The organism is Nocardia amamiensis (assembly GCF_015477605.1).
Lineage (GTDB): Bacteria > Actinomycetota > Actinomycetes > Mycobacteriales > Mycobacteriaceae > Nocardia > Nocardia amamiensis_A.
In genome coordinates this window covers 1-17,990 of the sequence record NZ_JADLQX010000057.1, presented here as the reverse complement: position 1 = coordinate 17,990, position 17,990 = coordinate 1, and the positions used below count along the sequence as shown (strand labels likewise).

21 protein-coding genes and 3 pseudogenes are annotated in these 17,990 nt (G+C 66.6%); 8 read left to right on the top strand and 16 right to left on the bottom strand.

Features of this window, described 5'->3' with window-relative positions; all coding sequences use genetic code 11:
- Positions 1-497, top strand: a 497-nt coding sequence (locus IU459_RS35460) for a hypothetical protein (protein WP_228838961.1), incomplete at its 5' end; no start/stop codon positions are given.
- Positions 498-545: 48 nt separating this feature from the next.
- Here IU459_RS35460 and IU459_RS35455 read toward each other — a convergent pair.
- From IU459_RS35455 to IU459_RS35440, 4 genes are read right to left on the bottom strand one after another with little or no spacing between them, the layout of a single operon-like run.
- Positions 546-716: a hypothetical protein gene (locus IU459_RS35455; RefSeq protein WP_195133975.1), complete on the bottom strand. Its 171-nt coding sequence runs from the start codon at positions 714-716 to the stop codon at positions 546-548.
- Positions 717-764: 48 nt separating this feature from the next.
- Positions 765-971, bottom strand: a complete 207-nt coding sequence (locus IU459_RS35450) for a pentapeptide repeat-containing protein (RefSeq protein ID WP_195133974.1) — start codon at positions 969-971, stop codon at positions 765-767.
- Between the two features lies 1 nt (position 972).
- Positions 973-1,161 (bottom strand): hypothetical protein, encoded by a 189-nt coding sequence (locus tag IU459_RS35445; protein WP_195133973.1) that lies wholly within the window; start codon positions 1,159-1,161, stop codon positions 973-975.
- An 8-nt stretch (positions 1,162-1,169) separates the two neighbouring features.
- On the bottom strand, positions 1,170-1,991 hold the full coding sequence (locus IU459_RS35440) for an SDR family NAD(P)-dependent oxidoreductase (RefSeq protein WP_195133972.1): 822 nt from the start codon (positions 1,989-1,991) through the stop codon (positions 1,170-1,172).
- Between the two features lie 73 nt (positions 1,992-2,064).
- Here IU459_RS35440 and IU459_RS35435 point away from each other — a divergent pair, with 73 nt between their 5' ends.
- Both IU459_RS35435 and IU459_RS35430 read left to right on the top strand, forming a co-directional pair.
- Entirely contained in the window at positions 2,065-2,655 is a 591-nt protein-coding gene (locus IU459_RS35435) for a TetR/AcrR family transcriptional regulator (RefSeq protein ID WP_195133971.1), read from the top strand.
- Positions 2,656-2,719: 64 nt separating this feature from the next.
- Positions 2,720-3,172 (top strand): hypothetical protein, encoded by a 453-nt coding sequence (locus IU459_RS35430; RefSeq protein WP_195133970.1) that lies wholly within the window; start codon positions 2,720-2,722, stop codon positions 3,170-3,172.
- A gap of 242 nt (positions 3,173-3,414) precedes the next feature.
- Here IU459_RS35430 and IU459_RS35425 read toward each other — a convergent pair whose 3' ends face one another.
- Positions 3,415-3,684: a hypothetical protein gene (locus IU459_RS35425; RefSeq protein WP_195133969.1), complete on the bottom strand. Its 270-nt coding sequence runs from the start codon at positions 3,682-3,684 to the stop codon at positions 3,415-3,417.
- Between the two features lie 60 nt (positions 3,685-3,744).
- On the bottom strand, positions 3,745-4,566 hold the full coding sequence (locus tag IU459_RS35420) for a hypothetical protein (protein WP_195133968.1): 822 nt from the start codon (positions 4,564-4,566) through the stop codon (positions 3,745-3,747).
- A 140-nt stretch (positions 4,567-4,706) separates the two neighbouring features.
- Here IU459_RS35420 and IU459_RS35415 point away from each other — a divergent pair, with 140 nt between their 5' ends.
- Positions 4,707-5,300: a helix-turn-helix transcriptional regulator gene (locus IU459_RS35415; RefSeq protein WP_195133967.1), complete on the top strand. Its 594-nt coding sequence runs from the start codon at positions 4,707-4,709 to the stop codon at positions 5,298-5,300.
- Between the two features lie 216 nt (positions 5,301-5,516).
- Positions 5,517-5,687 carry a hypothetical protein gene (locus IU459_RS35410; protein ID WP_195133966.1) on the top strand — a complete coding sequence of 57 codons (171 nt, stop codon included), beginning with the start codon at positions 5,517-5,519 and terminating at the stop codon, positions 5,685-5,687.
- Positions 5,688-6,088: 401 nt separating this feature from the next.
- Here the strand turns inward: IU459_RS35410 and IU459_RS35405 are convergent, their stop codons facing one another.
- Positions 6,089-6,256, bottom strand: coding sequence for a hypothetical protein (locus tag IU459_RS35405; RefSeq protein ID WP_195133965.1), 168 nt, complete (start codon positions 6,254-6,256; stop codon positions 6,089-6,091).
- On the opposite strand from IU459_RS35405, the pseudogene IU459_RS39015 reads away from it, so the two are divergent.
- The 3 genes and pseudogenes from IU459_RS39015 to IU459_RS35400 all read left to right on the top strand — a co-directional run.
- A pseudogene (locus tag IU459_RS39015) lies at positions 6,229-6,444 on the top strand (integrase); the annotation flags it as partial. The gene IU459_RS35405 and the pseudogene IU459_RS39015 overlap by 28 nt on opposite strands.
- A gap of 17 nt (positions 6,445-6,461) precedes the next feature.
- Positions 6,462-6,551: pseudogene (locus IU459_RS40575) on the top strand (DUF7161 family protein); the annotation flags it as partial.
- 166 nt (positions 6,552-6,717) lie between these two features.
- A complete protein-coding gene (locus IU459_RS35400; RefSeq protein WP_195133964.1) occupies positions 6,718-8,262 on the top strand; it encodes a hypothetical protein in 1,545 nt (514 codons plus the stop codon).
- Positions 8,263-8,293: 31 nt separating this feature from the next.
- Here the strand turns inward: IU459_RS35400 and IU459_RS40570 are convergent.
- The 9 genes and pseudogenes from IU459_RS40570 to IU459_RS35360 form a co-directional block, all read right to left on the bottom strand.
- A pseudogene (locus IU459_RS40570) lies at positions 8,294-8,481 on the bottom strand (hypothetical protein); the annotation flags it as partial.
- 181 nt (positions 8,482-8,662) lie between these two features.
- Positions 8,663-9,517 carry a DUF4913 domain-containing protein gene (locus tag IU459_RS39885; RefSeq protein ID WP_195133963.1) on the bottom strand — a complete coding sequence of 285 codons (855 nt, stop codon included), beginning with the start codon at positions 9,515-9,517 and terminating at the stop codon, positions 8,663-8,665.
- Positions 9,514-11,364, bottom strand: coding sequence for a type IV secretory system conjugative DNA transfer family protein (locus IU459_RS39880; protein WP_195133962.1), 1,851 nt, complete (start codon positions 11,362-11,364; stop codon positions 9,514-9,516). Before IU459_RS39880 ends, IU459_RS39885 begins: the two co-directional genes overlap by 4 nt.
- A 61-nt stretch (positions 11,365-11,425) precedes the next feature.
- On the bottom strand, positions 11,426-12,151 hold the full coding sequence (locus IU459_RS35385) for a hypothetical protein (protein WP_195133961.1): 726 nt from the start codon (positions 12,149-12,151) through the stop codon (positions 11,426-11,428).
- Positions 12,152-12,442: 291 nt separating this feature from the next.
- Entirely contained in the window at positions 12,443-13,339 is an 897-nt protein-coding gene (locus tag IU459_RS35380; RefSeq protein WP_195133960.1) for a hypothetical protein, read from the bottom strand.
- Between the two features lie 110 nt (positions 13,340-13,449).
- Positions 13,450-13,647 (bottom strand): hypothetical protein, encoded by a 198-nt coding sequence (locus tag IU459_RS35375; protein ID WP_195133959.1) that lies wholly within the window; start codon positions 13,645-13,647, stop codon positions 13,450-13,452.
- 176 nt (positions 13,648-13,823) lie between these two features.
- On the bottom strand, positions 13,824-15,644 hold the full coding sequence (locus IU459_RS35370) for a hypothetical protein (RefSeq protein ID WP_195133958.1): 1,821 nt from the start codon (positions 15,642-15,644) through the stop codon (positions 13,824-13,826).
- Between the two features lie 181 nt (positions 15,645-15,825).
- On the bottom strand, positions 15,826-16,980 hold the full coding sequence (locus IU459_RS35365; protein WP_195133957.1) for a hypothetical protein: 1,155 nt from the start codon (positions 16,978-16,980) through the stop codon (positions 15,826-15,828).
- A gap of 511 nt (positions 16,981-17,491) precedes the next feature.
- A complete protein-coding gene (locus IU459_RS35360) occupies positions 17,492-17,944 on the bottom strand; it encodes an MmyB family transcriptional regulator (protein WP_195133956.1) in 453 nt (150 codons plus the stop codon).
- Between the last annotated feature and the right edge of the window lie 46 nt (positions 17,945-17,990).

The following is a 17,990-nucleotide window of genomic DNA, read 5'->3' as shown; positions in this document are numbered from 1 at the left end:
AACTGGACGCCAACCCGGCCACCAAGGCGATCGCCGCCGCAGGCGACCATCTCTATCAGTTGCACGACAGCGGACGGATCTACCGGTTCACCGGTGTGCCGAACACCGGATGGCAGCAACTGGACGCCAACCCGGCCACCAAGGCGATCGCCGCCGCAGGCGACCATCTCTATCAGTTGCACGACAGCGGACGGATCTACCGGTTCACCGGTGTGCCGAACACCGGATGGCAGCAACTGGACGCTAACCCGGCCACCAAGGCGATCGCCGCGTTCGACCGAACGCTGGTCCAGCTGCACAACACAGGACAGGCCTGGTCCTTCAACGGAACACCGAACACCGGTTGGAACCAGCTGGACAACAACCCCACCATCTCCGCGCTCGCAGTTGGTGTCGAGCAGCCAATTAGCGGCGACATCGCAAGCCACATCGCAACCGGTATCTACGAGCTCCACACCAACGGGACGGTCCGCGAACTACTCCAGGTGATCGCCTGAACAACAAATGATCGTGCAGCAAGTGCCCCGTGCTCGCCGAAAAGGTCGCTACGCATCCGGAGCGGGCACGAGCGCGTCAGTGCGGACGCTGAACGGGTAGCGGCCAGGCGCATCGAGCACGGACTCGACGGGCGCGTGAGTGTCGTCCTGGAGTTCCAAGACTTCGAACACCGAGACCCCGCCCGCGACGAGTAGCACCTTGTCACCGACCTGCCCCATACCGGGTGTGGCCGATCACTCTGTCCCGTCCAGCCGACAGGAAAGACATCACCGAGGCGGTGGCTTGACTCCCGCTGGCCACCGCGTGGACTCGTCGTAGCGCGCGCCGGTCAGGTTCGCGCGGGGCAGCTCCGCGCCGCCTAGTCTCACCCCGCCCAGGTCCGCGTCGGTCAGGTCCACGCCGCTCAAGCGCGTGTCGGTCAGGTTCGCGCAAATCAGGATCGCCCGGGCCAGATGCGCGCCAGCCAGGTCCACGCTAGGCCAGGTTTGCGCCAACCATGGCGCCTCGCCGGGCGATCAGCGCGGCCTTGAACCTGGTCAGATCGTTGCGCCGCGCCGCCAGGGAGGGCGCTCCGTCGCGCAGATAGGCGGCGCGCTGAGTGTGGAGGATGTGTCTGAAGCGCTCGGCATCGGTGGGCTGCGTGGTGACTTCCGTGGTGGTCATGATGGTCCTCAGCTGTTGGCGGGGGCGGTGGGCTGCGTGTGCGAGCGGCGGGCCATCCAGCCCATGAGCCGGACCATCGCGCGACGTGACAGGAGTTTGCCGAGGAGGACGAGCGACCGGCTGTTGGTGACCACCGACGGGGGCGCGGACCGGCGGTCGAGCGTGTCGAGAGCGATCGTCACGACCTGCTCGGGTGTGGCCCGTTTCGTGCCGAGGTCGGCGGACTGGTTACCGGCGACGTCGAAGAACTCCGTCTGCATCGCGCCCGGGCACACGGCCAGCACGCGCAGGTTGGTGCCGTGGGCCTCTTCCCACAGCGATTCGGTGAAGCTGAGGACGAAGGCCTTGGTGGCGGCATAGACGCCCATGTACGGGATCGGCTGGAAGCCCAGCAGGCTTGCGGTGTTGATCAGGACGCCGGTGTCGGCGGCGGTCAGCGGGTCGATGTAGGCGCGGCTGAGGTCGACCAGCGCGCTGACGTTCAGCGCGATCATGCTTTGCAGGCGGTCGGGATCCTCGTCGGTGAAGGCGTCGTTGGTGCCGAAGCCAGCGTTGTTGACCAGTCCGGTGGCGTAGATGCCGCGGGACTCGAGTTCGGCGCGCAGCGTGCGGCCGGCGTCGGGCAGGCCGAGGTCGCGGGCGATGGCGGTCACCGTGACGTCGTGGGCGCGGGTGAGTTCGGCGGCCAGGCTCTCCAGCCGGTCCGCCCGGCGGGCCACCAACACGAGGTTCGCGCCGCGGCGGGCCAACTGGCGGGCGAATTCGGCGCCGAGGCCGGAGCTGGCGCCGGTGACAATGACGGTCTGGCGGTGGTAGTCGATTTTGCTCATGCCGTTCACTCTACGCATGGATTTGCACCACGTGCAAGTATTTGTATCGCGTGAGATGCCGTACCATCAGTGCATGGCTTCGAAACCGACACCTCTTCGGGAACAGACCCGCTCCGTGGTCCGCTCGCTGCTCGCCCGGACCGCTATCGAGCTGTTCGCCGCCAAGGGCTACGACAACACGACCCTCGACGAGGTCGCCGCCGCTGCGGGCGTCTCCCGGCGGACCCTGTTCAACTACTTCCGCAACAAGGAAGACCTCGCGCTCAGTAGCCTGGCCGAACAGGGCGAACTGATCGCCGCGCGCCTCTCGGAGCGCCCGGCCGACGAGGATGCCTGGGCCGCGCTGCGCGCGGCGTTCCAGGTGCTCGAGGAGATCGACATGACAGCCGAAGGGCGCCTGGAGTTCATCACGCTGCTGTTCGGCAACGATTCCCTCCGCGCCGGACACGCCGAGAAACAAGCCCGCTGGCAAGACTTGTTCGCACCGTTGATCGAGCCGCGACTGCCCGACTCCGACCGGCGCACCCTCCAAGCCCGCGCGGTCGCCGCAGCAGCGATCATCTGCCTGCAGATAGCCAACGAGGAATGGGTACGCCTGGGCGGACAGGTCGACATGTTCGACCTCTACGACACTGCCGTACAGGCCATCCGCCGCCCCACCTGAAACCGGCCGAATCCAGCTCCACCATGCTCGTCGGCGTGGGGACCAGGGCCCGAATCTCCTCGCGGTGCTCCTGCGCGAGTCGGGCGCCACCGGCGAAGCCGCAGGCTGGATCCGGTCGGCCGAGGCCGCCGAGAAACTCGATCGCGCATTCGGGGTGAGAATCTTTCCTTACACCGAGGATGTCGATGGCCGGCCGACGACCAAGCACACCCTTATCGACCAGCGCGTCCTGCTCCATCTCGCTGATTCCAGCAACAATTGGCTTCTCGATTTCCCGGCACCCCTTCGGGATCTTGTGGTGAACAGTGGCCTGGCGAAAGCAATGCACAACCGCATGCTGGTGGAAGCCCGCCGGCGTGACCATGCGCCTGACGACGCGGAAGGCTTCACAGAGGCCGACGCCGCCAGGATCGCAGAACTGCTGATCACACCGAGATCCCCGACCGCTGTTCAGGCAACACAACAGGAAGCCGAACCCACACCGGCGGACCCCTCCGTCCGCACAGACCAGCCATAGCTGACAGCTGCGGAGCCAGATCCCCGATCGTGTGCGCCACGCACTCTGAAACCGTCGCTGTCACAGATGACGAACGGAGCCACACATAGACGGCGGCACTGTCCATGTGCCGCAGGAGAGGGGACTTAAGAATACGGGACAGAGCCGTTCTCCGGACAGTCCCAGGAGAACGAATCGACCTGCCAGCGGCGGTGTCGGCCACAACGGCCCGAAACCGGCGTACCCCGTTGGATGGCGGCGGCTCATCCCTGTCTATTAGCACCGACTTCGATGCCGCGTCGATCTGCATTGATGTCCAATGCATTTGGTCTGCGGCCGAACGATTCGTCCATGAGCTGCGCCCACACATCAGCGAAATGGTCCTCGACCGCAGAGGCGATAGTCTCGGCGGTCGCCCCTGGCGTCGGGTGCAGCTGGCGTTGCTCAACCAGTCTGCGGATGTCACCGAGGTCCTCGTCGGAGGTGTGGCTCTGCACCGCCCGGGGCGGTGCAGAGCTGATACGAAGCGGCACGGCCTACGGCTATGAGGCCGGAGGGTCAGCGGTTCCGGGTGGTGACCGCTGACCCTCAGCTCATCCCAAGTGGATCGGGCCGGTGTGGATGGTGGGCTCCTCGCCGGTGAACCGGTGGATCAGCCGTGTTCCCCTCGCTTGCTTGTCGAAGTAGATGAAATCGGTGTCGGGGTCACGCAGCGTTAAGCCGGCCAGGTCCCAGTTGTCGGTGGTCTCCGGCCACGACGGATTGGAGATGGACGTGATCGCAAAGCCGCCTTCCAGCGCCGGTTGGTTAGGTACGCACCCCTCGAACTCGCCGATCCTGGAGTCGATGGTGTTGCCCGGTATCCCGCCACTGGCGAGAAAACTCTTCGTACCCAGCGTGACCTGAACGAGGGTGTTGCCTCGTAGGTCGTCGCCGGCGATCCGAAAGGTCAGCTCGACACGGCACACGACATTGCGGTCCGCTGAGGCCGGACCCGCCGCCAGCGTCGCGGCAAGTCCGACCGTGATGCACAAGATCAGCGCGTGGAAGGTTTTTCGGATGGTGTGCATAGAGGTTGCTCCTGTCTGTGCCCGTATTCGAAAGATGAATGACCAGTGCGCGCCCACAACCGAGAACAGTCCCGGCCGCCATTGCCGCGCAGCACATGTGGCTGCCTGACCCAGTCTCAGCGACTCCGTCGGGTCGCGCTCGGATTCCGCCGGAGGCGGTTCGCGGTTGCGTACTTTCGCGTAGGTCAACGGTAGTTTTTGGGCAGGCGCGCGAGCTATGCGAACAATTTCGTATAGCGCTTCCGGTTCGACCGGACGACGGAATCGGTTGGCGCACAATACTGGAGTAAAGTCAGGACCCGACTCGAACGCCAAGAAGATCCACGACCTGGCTCTGGCGATCATCACCGAACGCAATCAGGTGCAGATCTGGCCGCTGCTCATGCAACGACTCATCACCGACCTGACCATGCGATCTCGCGGTACTCGTCGATCTGGACTGGCACGCCGGTACCGGACACGCCCGCACCGGCACACCGGACTGGTTGTTCGAGGCCCCCTTGGACGCACTCATCCACGCGCACATGCGCTCCCATCCCCTACTCCGCCACTACGCACACACGAGGGACACGACGCCGCTGACTCTCGACGAGGTCGCCGACGATCACTGGTGGAAGGGCGAGGCCTATCGTGCGGGCAAGGCCGCCATCGGTATCGACCGGCAGCTGGCACTACCGCTGTCCGCCGGGGAAGGACGACTCCGCAGCGTCATACTCAGCCGCAGCGGTCACGGATTCAGCGACGGCGATCTCGAGTACTCCGCACTGGCCCGCTCACTGCTCGATGCGGTGGAAGCCCACCAGACCGCGGCGTACGGACATCGCGGACCAGGCGATCCCAGCGACTACCGACTCACTCCACGCGAACTGGCCGTCCTCGGACTGCTGTGCGAGGGCCTGACCGCCCACGCCATCGGCACCCGGCTCGGCACCGCATCAGCGACCGCGACCAAACACACCGAAAACCTCTACCGCAAACTGGGCGTCCACGACCGCGTCGCAGCAGTGCGCGCAGCCCAGGAACTCGGCCTCCTCACCCCGCACACGCTTCCACCGAAACCTCCGTCCGGATCCAGATAGCAAACAATCATGGTGGATTACAACTGAACCTCCCTGCGCGTGCACAGGGCTGACCGCACTGGACCGGCCGCAGCGCGCTCTGTGGCAGATCGCATACTGCCTGTGCTGAAGTGGTGTCCGTGTGCGCCGATCACGATCGCCGGACCGACCGTGCCACCGTGCTCGCCGCCAGCACGAAAACAGCGCGCGTGCGCGCACCGCCTCGACGGTGCCGGGATGCTGGTGATCGGCGGCGTCCCGGCTTCCCGGAAGAACACCGCGGCGCGGTTCGCTGCCGCGATGGCCGGGGCGACGGTGCTGGACCAAGATTCGTACGCCCCCAGGCTGGAGGAAGCGGAGATAGCGCTGCCGGCCGGCGACCGATCCGATCGCGACGGCGGCGTCTAGCACTCCGTGGTGCCCCGCACCTCTACACCGGCCTCGTCCGTGTCGGATTGACCTGTCGGTACCCGGCACCCGGTGGTGCTGGACGCACCGTTCCTCGCACTCATCCAACAGGCCGCCGACGGCGGAATCTTGCTGCGCGAATCTATGTCGCGGTCGCCGAGGTCACCGAACAGGTATCGGTGACCACTGTGTGGCTCGACGCGACCACCGACGAGATCCAGGCGCGGATGGCCGCTCGCGGCGCCGAGCGGGATACGGGCAAGCTCGCCGACTGGGATACATACCAGGCAAGAGACCTCGACGCGGGCTGCGCGAACTCTGCCCGCTGGGTCGTCGACCACGTTGTCATCAACGAACAACACCTTCCAACGGCCGGGTCGCAGAGCCGAACATCCGCCGAGTCACCCGTGCAGTCGTCCCACCATGTTGTCGTGCAGGAAGGTTCGGGTGGTATCGGCTTTTTCCGCGGTGGCCGTGGTCAGGGGTGGTCGCACGTGGATGGGGAATCCGGGCAGCCGCCCCGACAGCGCGGCTTTCGCCTCGGTCGATCGTCGCGCTGGTGCTGGCACCGTCGACGAAGTCGGTCGACGCCGCATTGCTGCTGGCACGGGCGTTGACGCCCGAACCGATGCGGCTCGGCTGGAGCGATGCATTGCGCATGTCTCGGTCGGTGCTGCCGCATCGCAGCCTCACCAGCGTCGACCAACGGTTGGCCGAAGCCGCAGCCCGGCCGGTGATCGCTCCGGAAACAATTGTGTTGCACCGAACCCACATCACACACTGCGGGTGCACCCGCCGGACGACCCCACGCGCACGGCCTTGGTCGTGTTCGACCAGTTGGCGCTCTGTGAGGACCAGCGATAGACGGACGCTGAATCGAGCTCAACCGCAGGCGCAGCCGGGAGTTGGCTGTTCCATCAGGTGATCCACGCCCGGTTCGCCCAACCGGCCCGAGCTTGCGTCCTGGCGGGCGAGCTGCCATCCTCGTGCACATGATCTCTTACGGAAAGGGCGTTCTCCGCCCGGGCCGATGAGCCCCCGCGAGGCCACGTTCGTGGCCCATGCACTATCCCTCGCTGCTCTCCACGGTCCTGGTCCGTGGCCGCGTGACGGGCATCCGCTTCCGGACGAACAGCCTCGGAAGTCGGGCGAATTCGTCATTCCCAGCGTCGTTTACGACGGCATCAGCACCCATCACTTCGGGACCGGATCGCAGCCGGTCGCCGAACTGACCGACCGGGTCATCGCCCATCTCGACGACCCGGCCGCTCTGCTCGACCTCTTCTCCGGCCTGCAGGCCGTGCGTCTTGCCGACGACCTGGTGCGGGAGTTGCGATCCCGGCCGGTTCCGCGCGAAAAGCTGCATTCTGCAGCCCGATTCGTCACCGAGAATGCCACGCGTCGAGAGGTCGCCAAACTCGGCATCGTGCTGCTGGGAACGTGTGGGGACGAGCGCGACCGTGAGTTGCTCCAATTGCTGGGAACGCTGGACGAATTCTCCTTGTTCGCCGTTGTCGCGCTCATGAATACCCAACCCGATGCGCAGCGCGCGGTTTTCCAGCTGGCACAACGTCTCGACGGCTGGGGACGAATTCACGCGGTCGAACGACTGAAAGGCTGCGTCGACCCCGACATCCGAGCCTGGCTGCTGCGTAGCGGCTTCCGCAATGGTGTGATGAACGAATACCTCGCCCACATCGCCGCCACAACCGGGGGTCTCTACGAGGCTCTACTCGAGGACGATGTCGACGACGCGCTGCTCGACGGAGCCGCGGACATCCTGAAGGCCCTCGCGAACGGCGGCCCCGCCCAGGACATGCACGACTACGACGACGCGGTACCCGCCATGCACCGCTTCGCGGAACTCCTCGCGCGGGCGGAACCCACCCTCGTGCGGCTCGACGCGGCGCTCACCCTCGAACACTTGGTGTCCGGTGGCGATTTCGACTGGCCCGATGGCGAGCCGACGCGGCTTCGGTCCCGGTACGCGTCCCTGGTGGCGCAGCAGCGGTGGCGCGATCTGGTGACCGGCGAGCTCGCGCCCCGCGCCGAACTCGCCGACCCGGTTCGTCCGGAGGGGCACGCGGAGCGTCCGCCCCGCGTGTTCGAGGTCGCACTGTCCTGCGGCGGGCGGCTGGGCATGCAGGTGCTTCCGCAGGCGCTCGCGCGCTTGCGGAGTGATCGCCACAACGCCTACGTCTGGCAGTGGACGATGCGGCACGCCGACGAGGTCACGGTGGACCAGGTCGTCGGTCTCGCCGAGCAGCTCCTGCCGCTCGAGGATCTGGCATCCGGTCCGTCCGAATCACTGGGCCTGGGTCCAGATTACGAGGCGGATATGGCTCTCGAGATCATCGTGTGGAATCTGCGCGACCGCCCTGGCATCGGCGGCGGACTGCTTCTGGTCGCGCTCGCCAACCGTGTCGTCCGGTGCCGCCGGGCCTCCCTCACCATCCTGGGTGCCTGGCCGCAGGAGGCTCGCCCGCCACGAGCACGCGACTGGGTCGCGGCAGCCGCGGAGCGTGAGACCAACCCCGAGCTGCGTCAGGACATGCTGGCATTCCTGGCGACGTAATCCACGGGGAGCGGACAGCGGCGGACGGTCACTACTGTCGATGACGTGACACCGCCGCTGCTCCGCCCCAGAGTTCTGCGTCGCTGTCGACCTCGATGGCGCCGAAGAAGGATTGATGTTCTCGCTGTGCGCCAGACTGATATGCGCGAGCACATCGTCGTCGATGCGCCGCCCGGCGCGGCGCAGCAGCTCCGCGGCGAGCCCGTAATAATCTGTGGTTCAAGAGATTGCCGGGTTCGCGGCTGCGATTGCGGGCGAGAATAGCCCCCGCCCGCCTTCCGGGAGACGACCGGTACTGAGCCGAACACTGAAGGTCCCGGTCAGTGCAGGTCCGGCGGCGCGTCCATCCGTGTGCCCGCTGCTTCCAGTTCGGCGTCGGGATGGCCCGAGTCGCGTACTTCTAGGTGTGCAGGTCGTTCAGGATTCTGAAGTCCGGCCCGAATCCGGCATCTTCGACCGCTGTGATGGTTCCCGGAGGCTCGAACCAATCGTGCGGTACGGCCGCGACCGGCAGTCCCGGGCTGTCGGTGTGCCGTTCAGGGGTGCAGCGGTGCAGTGGCCCCTTGGCCGCATCGAGGATCTTGCGCATCTGCGGATCGATGTGGGAGACGAACAGGCTGCTCATCTGGCTGCGGTCTTCGCTGCGGCGCGCGGCTTCGAAGATCGCGTGCACCGCTGCGAACCGCACAGCGACTGCACGGTGTCGCCACCATTGCCGACACCAGGTGAAGTTGCCCTCCCGGCCCTGTCCGACCAGCCGCACCGAGGTCACCGGCAACAGCCACTGCTCGGTGAACTCCACGAAGCTGGGAAACCGCAGCGGCGGCGGCTCATCCTCCCCGCCGCTCGGCGCCGCCCGAGTGATCGCCGGACCGAACCACTCTGGTGGCACCGGGTCGAACGGCAACGATGGCACCGCAACATGTTTGGTGCGTGTGCACCGATGCAGCGGGCCGTTGGCGGCGTCGAGGATCACCTCGAAGTGGCGGTCGACATGCTGCAGCAGGTACGAACTCACGGCTGCGGCGTCGTCGCGGGCCCGGTGGGTTTCGAATGCCGAATGCAGGTGCGCGATCCGCACCGCGACCGCACGGTGGGCCCACCAACGTGTGCACCAGGTGTAGGTGCCTTCGCGGTTGGCTTCGGCCAACCGCACGGTGATCAACGGCAGCAGCCAGGATTCGGCGAAGCTGACGAAATCGGCGAACCTCGGCGGTGGTGGTGTGGCCGCAGTGTTGCGCTTCTTCCCGGTCACAGTTCGTCCTCGCTATGCGGCTGTGGTTCGAGAATGACCGGCCGCTTGGCAGTTTCGGTGGTTTCGTCGAACAGGGACAGGGACTCGGTGATCAACGCGGCGTATTCTCCCTGCTGCCACCACGGTTTACGGACCAGGATCGGGCGGTGGCCCGGCAGCCGCACCAGTGCCCGCTGCTTGGGTAACGCCGCCAAGGCGGCCACGTTGAGGATCGTTTCGGCCCGCCAGGTCAGGGTGCGGTTGGATCCTCCGGGACCGACGCTGTGGGAACGGTCGGCGACATCATGCTCATCGGAGATCGTGGAGAGCTGCTGAAGGAATTCGGTGTCACTGATTCCGCCGCCGTAGACCTCGATCGCTTGTGCTCTCATGGTCTTCAATCCGTTCTCTCCCCACAGGTCCTTGCCTTGTTCGAGGACCTGCAGGAACGTCATCAGAATGACGCCGTGGCCACCGGCGTAGGTGTAGTAGCTGGGTAGCAGCGAGATGGGGCAGCAGTTGGCGGCCTCGTCCAGGACCGCCAGCAACGGCACCGCCAACCGCCCGTCCGGGCGAGCGCGTGCGGCAGCGAACGCGGACTCCAGCAGCTGCCCGACCAGCGCGGCGGTCAACGGCGCCGCGGAGTCGGGGCCCTCGATGCTCAACGCATACAGCGTGTCGTTGGATGTGACGAACGCGCGCGGGTCGAACTCGGGCAGATCGTGGCAGGGTCCGTCGTAGTCCAGTTCGACCTCGACCTCGATATCGTTGTCGCCGCGTTCATGAGCGGTGATCGTGCGCCGAAGCGGTGGGCACACCATCCGCGCGTAGATCTCATCTGACAGCACGTTCAAGAATCTGCGGGCCATGTCGAACAGGCCGTCGCGTTGGCGGCTATACAGCGCCTGGTATTCCAGGACGCGTTGCGCGGGACGGAGTTTGCCGTGCTTCCGCAGGATCAGCGCTGGGGTCGTGTCCTGGTCGCGGCCCAGCCATTCGGCCACATGCAGCAGGTCCCCGCCCGCGCATGCCGCCGCCAGCAGGTAGCAGGCCAGCAGATCTTGAGCGCCGCCATCGAAATAGCTGTCCACGCGGGCGTCTTTGTCTTTCGACGCCGAGACGAAGAACGACGCGAGTTTGCGTGCCGCCGCCAACGTGCTCACCTGACGCAGCAGGTCCACCCAGAACCCCACCTGTGCGGTGCCGGTGACCCCTTGCGGATCCAACAACCACTCCCGGCCGCGCTGCCGGCGTCCCAAGACGGTGTGCCGGTAGAGGTCTGGGCGGTTGGAGGTCGCCAACACCGGACCCCACGCGGCCATCATCGCCGGGATGGCCCACGCCATGGTTTTGCCGGTGCGCGCACCGGCTTCGATGAACACACACAACTCGGCAGGGACATGCAAGGCGAGATCGCCCGCAACCGTGAAACCCAGCGGAGGGCCCGCAAGTGCCCGCACCTGCTCGGGTGCGTCTTTCAGCAGCCGCTGCGCGGCCTCGGCATTCGCACCGACCGTGCCGACACTCAACTGCCGGGGCCGCTGCATCGTCCGCGCGGCGGAATCGATCTCCAACCGGCCATCCCGCCGCCGCAGCAACCAGCGCGCTGCCGCCGCCGTGGCAGCCATAGCGGACGCTCCAGCGATGACCGTCGACTGCCATGGCCAGGTCCGGTTACCGAAAGCCACCTCCAGCAGCGCCGCCGTCGGGTTCCATCGGATCGGCAAGCCTGCCAGAGCGCTGCCCAGGCACAACGCGCCCCACAGCACGACACCGACAGCGATAACTCCTAGCAGAAGAAGGAGTTTGGTGAGCTCTTCTCCGATGCCCGCGGTCGTGCGGCGCCGAGATTCCCGGGCCGGGCTCACCGCGACCACCCCCTGCGCCGCGGCGCTCGCACAGTCGATGCTGGCGGCCGCATACCGGGGCTCAACGCTCCGCCCCCGCGCCACCGATGCCACTGCCCGCGTCCCAATGCGGTGACGCAGGCTCGGGCGCCCAGTGTCCCCCGATCACCCCGCCGCTCATCGTGTCGGCGATCGCTCCGCCGATCGGGTTACCCGCCTGTGGCCAACCGTCCCCAGCCTCGCTCGCGGCATCCACACCTCTACCGCGGGAGGCATCCGCGGCTGCGGCAGTGTGGGGCGCGGACAGATCGCCCGCTACCGCCTTCCCCCACGCATCGGCAACGAAGCCGGGCACCTGTCCGAGTTGTACTTCCAGGTCAGCGATCCGTTCCTGCGCGGCCTCGGTTGCTTGCCTATACGCCGCCATGCGCCCCAAGACCGGATCCGACGGCTGCTGGTGCCAGTACATTCCGGCGCGGCCGAAAGCGATGGCGCGCTGGATCCCGTCGGCGGGCACACCGTCTGCGGTCGCCACGCGCGCCGCCTCGCGCAATGCCGTCTCCAGCGCTTCACCCCGCGCGGTTGTCACCGTCGGGCTGTCCTCACCGCGAATGATGCCGAATGGGGTCTGTTCCCCGGTGGCTTCGGCGGCCAGATTCTGCAGCCCACGCAGGTGTTCGACGAGGAGTTCGTCGCGCGCGACGTCGGCGGCGTAGTCGTAGCGAATCGGCACCTGCTGCAAGTGTGGCGGTAGGAGCCGATAGAGACGATCGACGCCGGGCTCGGACGGCGACCCAGGATTGGTCATGGCTCGTTCCCTGCCCGTGCCGTGGACGGTGTATCGCCTGCGCGGAGACCTGTGCCCAGCTGATCCGGCGCCGCCACCGTCGATGACGGTCGTTGTGGGGCAGCGTCCTCGGCTGCCGCTCTACCTGGTCGAGGGTTCGTGGTGCTCACTGTCGGTGCCGTCGACACTGCTGCGGTTCGGGCGCGGGCACCGTCGGTCTGGGGGAAGTGGGCGAGTAGTCGGCCCGGTGGCGGGATGTGCATCGATCTTCCTTGAGGTGTGTACTGGTTGGCGAAAGCACTGCCGGGCTGTCTATGGGTCGGCTCCGATATCCCGCTGGGCCTCGGCTGCTGGGGGAATTCGGTTATTGAGGTGCGGTGCGGCGTACCAGGAAAGGGCCGCCGCGGCCGGGGGCATGATGTCGGTGATCGCAGCCCCGATTGATGTGCCGGCGCGACGCGCTGCGCGCGTGCGAGGAGGATCGGCGTCCAGGCGGTCACGCAGCAGTGTGTGCAGCGCCTCTTGCGCACGCCGGATCAGCACATCCGGTCTCGGCGGCTCCTCCCAGTCGACAGCCGAGGGGGGCTTGGGGGTGGCGTGCATGGTGCGGCGCAGCTCCGTCAGGGAGTGGTTCGCCTTTTCGGCGATACTCGGCGCGGTGTAGCGGCGCCACGACTCGTCGACGTGATGGAGGGGGTGTTCCATGTAGTGGCGCAGAAGGTGCTGCCATTCAGCGTCGCTGGTATCCCAGGGTTGGCCGGGTTCCTGGCCTTTCAATCGGATCGCATCTGCAGCGCGCGCGGACCGTGTCCACAGGGCCTGCATGTTGGTGCGGAACTGGCGTGCTGCGCTTGGAGCTGGCTCCCATTCGATGCCCTCGATGGTGAGGCGATGCGTGCGCACGGCGGTGACTGCCGCCATGTCGGTCAACTGGCGGGTGTCTTGGGCGAGGCGGCTCACCGCTTTTCGGCCCGTCGACCGGACCGGCTGGGGGAACAGTTGCTCATCGCTCCATGTGTGGCCCGCCCGCCCCAGCTCTTGTGCGCGGTGAACCCACCGCGCGGGCACGCCGATGGTGTCGGCCTTGTCCTCGACCAGTTTTCGTTTGAGCGTGAATTTCTCTATTTCCGAGAGCATTTCGGTCGTTGCCGCTACGTCCAGGTCGGAGGTGAGCATGCGTTGCCGCAGACGAGCGGTGCGGGCGGCCAACCGCTGGATTGTGCGAAGCAGCGCTGCCTGACTCGCCGGGATGTCCCCGGCGCGCACCGCCGACTCGGGTCGAGTCATCGCTTGTTCCGCATGTGCTCGCCGCCCACCGGTCACACCGCCGCGGCGCAGGGTGTGCTGGTGGCCAGGTCGGCCTCAGCGTCATCAATCGAGGTTGTTCGGGTCATGCGCTGCCATCGGTGCGCGGCCTGGGGTTTCGTCGAGGTGGCGGTAGGTGTCTGCCGCAGTCGGCGGATAGCGCTGCGGTGGTGGGTCAGGCGTTGGACTTCGGCGTTCACCGGCTGGCTCATCTCGATGTTCTCCTTTCCGGACGTGTGATCGAAGTTCTCGGCTCGTCGGGTTTGTGGAGCCGAATGCAGGCGTGCTTGTACGCGGGCGCTGCCGACGTGGTCGGCGCCCTGGTCGCTGCTGGCCGGCTCGCAGGGCGGCTCGTTGCCTGGCCTCGCTGCGGTTGCGGCATCGGTGGTCAGAGGTGGGCGGATGCTCCCCTCTCCACCGCGTCCGGTGGGGACGGGTCACCGGCGGTGAGCTGCCGCGCGGTGGCGCGCTCGACACCGTGGGGCAGAACAGCGTCGATGGCCATCGCGGTGCCAGGTGTCGATGCTTGTGGTGGTGTTGTCTCGATGAACAGGCGGCGGATCAACGGGTCGTCTGTGTGCAGGGAAGGCATGTCAGGTTCGGCGGCGCAGGTGAGGTCGGCGATCCGCTCTTGCCATGCGTGGCGTCGAGTGAGAAGCGGTGTGCTCAGCTCGGCCGCGGCGACGGTCAGATGATCGAGTGTGCTGTGCAACTCCCGCCGCTGCTGCTGTGAAATGCCGGCCTCGGCCAGTGCCCGCTCGAGTTTCTGGACCGCTGTTGTGAAGCTGATCCGGCCGCGTGTGTCGTCGTCATAGATATCGTGTCCGCTGGCGAGGTCGTAGAGGTGGTCTTGCACCGACGAACCGACGATGTCGCTGATCGCGCCCGGGACTTCATTGTCGGGTTCCATCGGCAACACCGTGATCCCCGCGGTGTCGAGGGCCTGTTTGATCGCCCACTCGGCACGTTGGGCTAGGACATCCGCCTCATGCGAATACCGGGCGAGGTCGCGTGCCTGCTTGTGTCGCTCACTGACGAACAGCAATCCCGGCATCTCCGCCGGGCCGGTTGCGAACCGGTCCAGCACCTGCCGTACCCGGACGCGTTCGATCCCGAGCAGCCCTTCGCCGTGCTCGATCTGCTCGACGATCGCGATGCGGGTGGTGTTCAATTCGTCGAGCAGGTTGTTGACCTGGCCGAGTACGCGGTCGGTGAAGGCCTCCGGGTCGACCGCGAGACGCTCCGCAGCGCGGTGAACATCGCGTGTCGCGACCACGTAGCTCCACACCAGGCGCTGCAGTTCCGCGCGGTGAGCCTGGCGCGGCCAGGGAATGTCCGGCATCGGCCCGCCGTGCGTCACCGCGTCATGCAGCTGGCGAGCGAATCGCCTGTCCGGCTCCGAGAGCGACAGCACACCCGCCTCGAACCACGGGCCGGAAAGGTATTCCCCGGGCCCGAAGAAATCGCTGCGCTGCGGATCGCGGGCCTCCTGCATCTCCCGCCGCAGCATGCCCGTCAACTCCGCGCGGGCATCGACCATCACGGGCGCTTCGGTCAGCAGATCGACCTCCGCGGTGCTGCCGCTGAGGTAGGCGAGCACGAACATCACTCTCTGACGGTCGAATTTGCCCATGCCCGCGGTGGCGAGCACGGAATCCAGCCGGGCGCGCTGCTTTCCCTCGCGAGGGTCGGTGACAGCGCGCAGTGCCCGCGCCTCATCCTGGGCGGGTAGCCCGGCTGCGGCGATCAACGCGGCCGCTGCCTGCTGCGCGACTCGGGTCTGCTGCTCCCGCGCGGCGCGGTCGAGACGCTGGTGGTCGGCCTCCGCGTCGAAATCCGGGTCCGTAGCAAGGGTGTCGGCGTCTAGGTCGGTCACCAGCCCGCAGGTGCGGCGGTAGTGTGCTACCAGCCGCGCCAGCTGCCGGCGCGCGAGAGGCGATTCCTCGCTCCACACCACGGCGTCGGTCAACGCTGTCGCGACATGCTCCGGCGGGCTGGCGAGGTCCAGCTCGGCAAGGCGACGCTCGGTGGTGACGCGCTGCTGGGTGCGTTGGGACTCGGTGTCCTCCGAAATGCGCGCTCGGGCAATGATGCTGTAGGCGCGGTGCAGCGCTGCGACAACCAGCAGATACCCGAGGCGCTGGTGCGGAGCCTCGGCCGGCGGGCCGATCGATGTCAGCCGCCTGCGGTCGTCGACGTTGCGGTTCACTGCGCATCCTCGGGTCGTGGTGCCGCAGCGCGGAAGCACGGCCGAAACCTGTGCAGCGCCCGAACGGGACGGTGCGTCGGCGGCAGGTCGTCTCGGGTCGTGGCGCTGCTGCGACGGCACCGAAGTCGCCGCCACACTGCGGTGGCGATCGGATGGGCTGAGCTTTCGAATTTCCGGCCGGTCACGCGCCCACTCCGGGCTCGGCGCCCTGCTCCGGCGCACGCGCTTGGGCGGCCGCGCCGGCATCCAGATCAGCGCCCGCAGCCGGGTCCGCCACGGCGTTCACGTCCGCGACAGCGTCCCCGATCCGCTCACCGGTCTCCGGCCCAGGACCAGCGCCGCTTTCTTCGGCACCCTGCAGATGCTCGAGCAGGATTCGGATCGCGGCGTCCTGTGCTGCGATGGCGATGCCGTCCGAGAGATCCTGTGCCAGATCGGGATCGATGTCTGCGAGTTTGTTGTCGGCGAAGCGGAGTGCGTCGGGATCGAGGCCGGTGTCCTCCTGCAGCCGCTGACCCCATGCCTTCGCGGCGTCAGCATGCTCATCGCTCAGACCGCCGGTACCGACGCCAGCCGCGAACTGCCCAGCGGCCGCCATCACCTTCTCGGCCTCCTGCTGATGACCGGTCAGCGTCTGCTCGAAACCGGCGGTGCGCCGACGAATCGCGCGCCTTTCCCGGATCTCCGCCACCTCCTCCTTGTGCTTTTTCTTAGAGCGGCGGTCGCGGTTCTTGTAGCCGCTGATCTGTTCGGTGTGCAGCTCGGTCTCCCGCTGCTCCGCGGCACTGTCGCGTTCGATGCGCCGCTCGTGGTCTGCCTGTCTGATCCCCCGCTCGGCAACAGCAGTGTCTTCACGCGCGTTGGAGGCGCGGACCTGCGCGTCGGCGACTCTGTCTTTCCGCGCGTTCTCCGCGGCACTGTCCTCGACGCGTAACTGGAATTCGGCAGCCCTGACCGCCGCGGTCAGCCACGTGAGCTCGCTCTGCAAGCGGGTATTGCCGACCCTGGCAGCAGTTTCGCGCTCCCCGCGCGCGTTTCGCTGGGCGCTGTCGAAACTGCGGCGCACCACATCCTCGTCCGCGATCTGCATCCCGCGTCGACGCTGCTGCAGCGTGAGGTCGTGTTGCTCGTCCTTGCGGCGGTTATCCTCAGCGATGCTGTCGCGTTTCGCGTCATGCAGTTCAATACCCTGCGCGATACGCAGTTGGCTTTCCAGCGCCGAGCGCTGCTCGGCATTCAAACCTCGAACCAGGTCTGTGACCGCTCTGGCCACCTGCACGCCGTGAAGGATCCCGGGACCGAAAGCATGAGCGACCTCGTCGACCGTTTCGCTCACCGCCACCCCCGGTGTCGTTCATTCCGCGGTTCGGATCGACGGGATGCCGGTGCATTGTGACGTGTGTCCGAGGACAGACGTCCGCCCACGACGACACCTCCTCCTCAATCGAAGCGCCTCCCACCGGAGAACACCCGCAGGGGACTGATAAGAAGGCGAATGTGTTCCCCGAAGGGAAGCCCACGGCGCATTTTCGTTTGCCCGAAAAGGCTCGCCTCCATAACACCCGACACTCTGCCTGCCGCGCCAGTGGCGTAGGCGTGGCTGTTTGCATTAATGCAGCCCGGCATCACACTATTTGCCAGAGGTTATCCAGTAATGGAACATGCGTTCATGTCAGCGAAGGCGCTGCACCTGATTGGTATTGCGGGCGCGGTGAAACCCGTCAAATGCGGGCACGTATGAGGCGCGTCAGAACATAGAGCGTGCGGAGACGTCGACGGTTGCGTATCAGAGCATGGAATATTCCGAGTTTCCAGCGAGTCAGAGACTCACGACGGCGGTCGCGCCGTCATTTGCCTGGTTGTGCCGGCACAGGGTGTTTGGGAACGCCGAGCAGCAGGCGGATGTAGCCGTGGGTATCGGTGACGGTGCTGGTTTCGACGCTGACTTCCCTGCGCTGACCGTCGGCGGTTCGAACGACCAAGGGATGTCCGGGGTCTCGGCGGTAGGTGATCTGCAGGCTGTCGGTCCAGCGTGTGTAGAACTCGTCGTGCGATTGAAGCTGTGTCAGCAGCGCTCGGGCGGCGGGGGCGCTGCGGTGCTGGCCGAGGATGGCTTTGAGCCAGCACACCATCTGGGTGGCTTCGTGATCCCAGTCGGCCAGCACCTGCTGTGCGGCCGGCAGGAAATGCCAGACCACCAGATTGCCTGCCTCTCGCAAGGTTGCGTCCGGCAGAGTGGTGTAGGAATCGGACCGGCCGGTTCGATGATCGGCGTGTCGTAGCCGAGTAGAGGTGGTCACCGCGTGATCCTTCAACAGACCTACCAAGTCACTGAAGGAAGAAAGC

Coding starts and splice junctions, on each gene's coding strand:
- IU459_RS35455 (WP_195133975.1), bottom strand. CDS start 716: ATGGGGCAGGTCGGTGACAAGGTGCTACTCGTCGCGGGCGGGGTCTCG.
- IU459_RS35445 (WP_195133973.1), bottom strand. CDS start 1,161: ATGACCACCACGGAAGTCACCACGCAGCCCACCGATGCCGAGCGCTTC.
- IU459_RS35440 (WP_195133972.1), bottom strand. CDS start 1,991: ATGAGCAAAATCGACTACCACCGCCAGACCGTCATTGTCACCGGCGCC.
- IU459_RS35435 (WP_195133971.1), top strand. CDS start 2,065: ATGGCTTCGAAACCGACACCTCTTCGGGAACAGACCCGCTCCGTGGTC.
- IU459_RS35420 (WP_195133968.1), bottom strand. CDS start 4,566: ATGATCGCCAGAGCCAGGTCGTGGATCTTCTTGGCGTTCGAGTCGGGT.
- IU459_RS35410 (WP_195133966.1), top strand. CDS start 5,517: ATGCTGGTGATCGGCGGCGTCCCGGCTTCCCGGAAGAACACCGCGGCG.
- IU459_RS35400 (WP_195133964.1), top strand. CDS start 6,718: ATGAGCCCCCGCGAGGCCACGTTCGTGGCCCATGCACTATCCCTCGCT.
- IU459_RS35385 (WP_195133961.1), bottom strand. CDS start 12,151: ATGACCAATCCTGGGTCGCCGTCCGAGCCCGGCGTCGATCGTCTCTAT.
- IU459_RS35375 (WP_195133959.1), bottom strand. CDS start 13,647: ATGAGCCAGCCGGTGAACGCCGAAGTCCAACGCCTGACCCACCACCGC.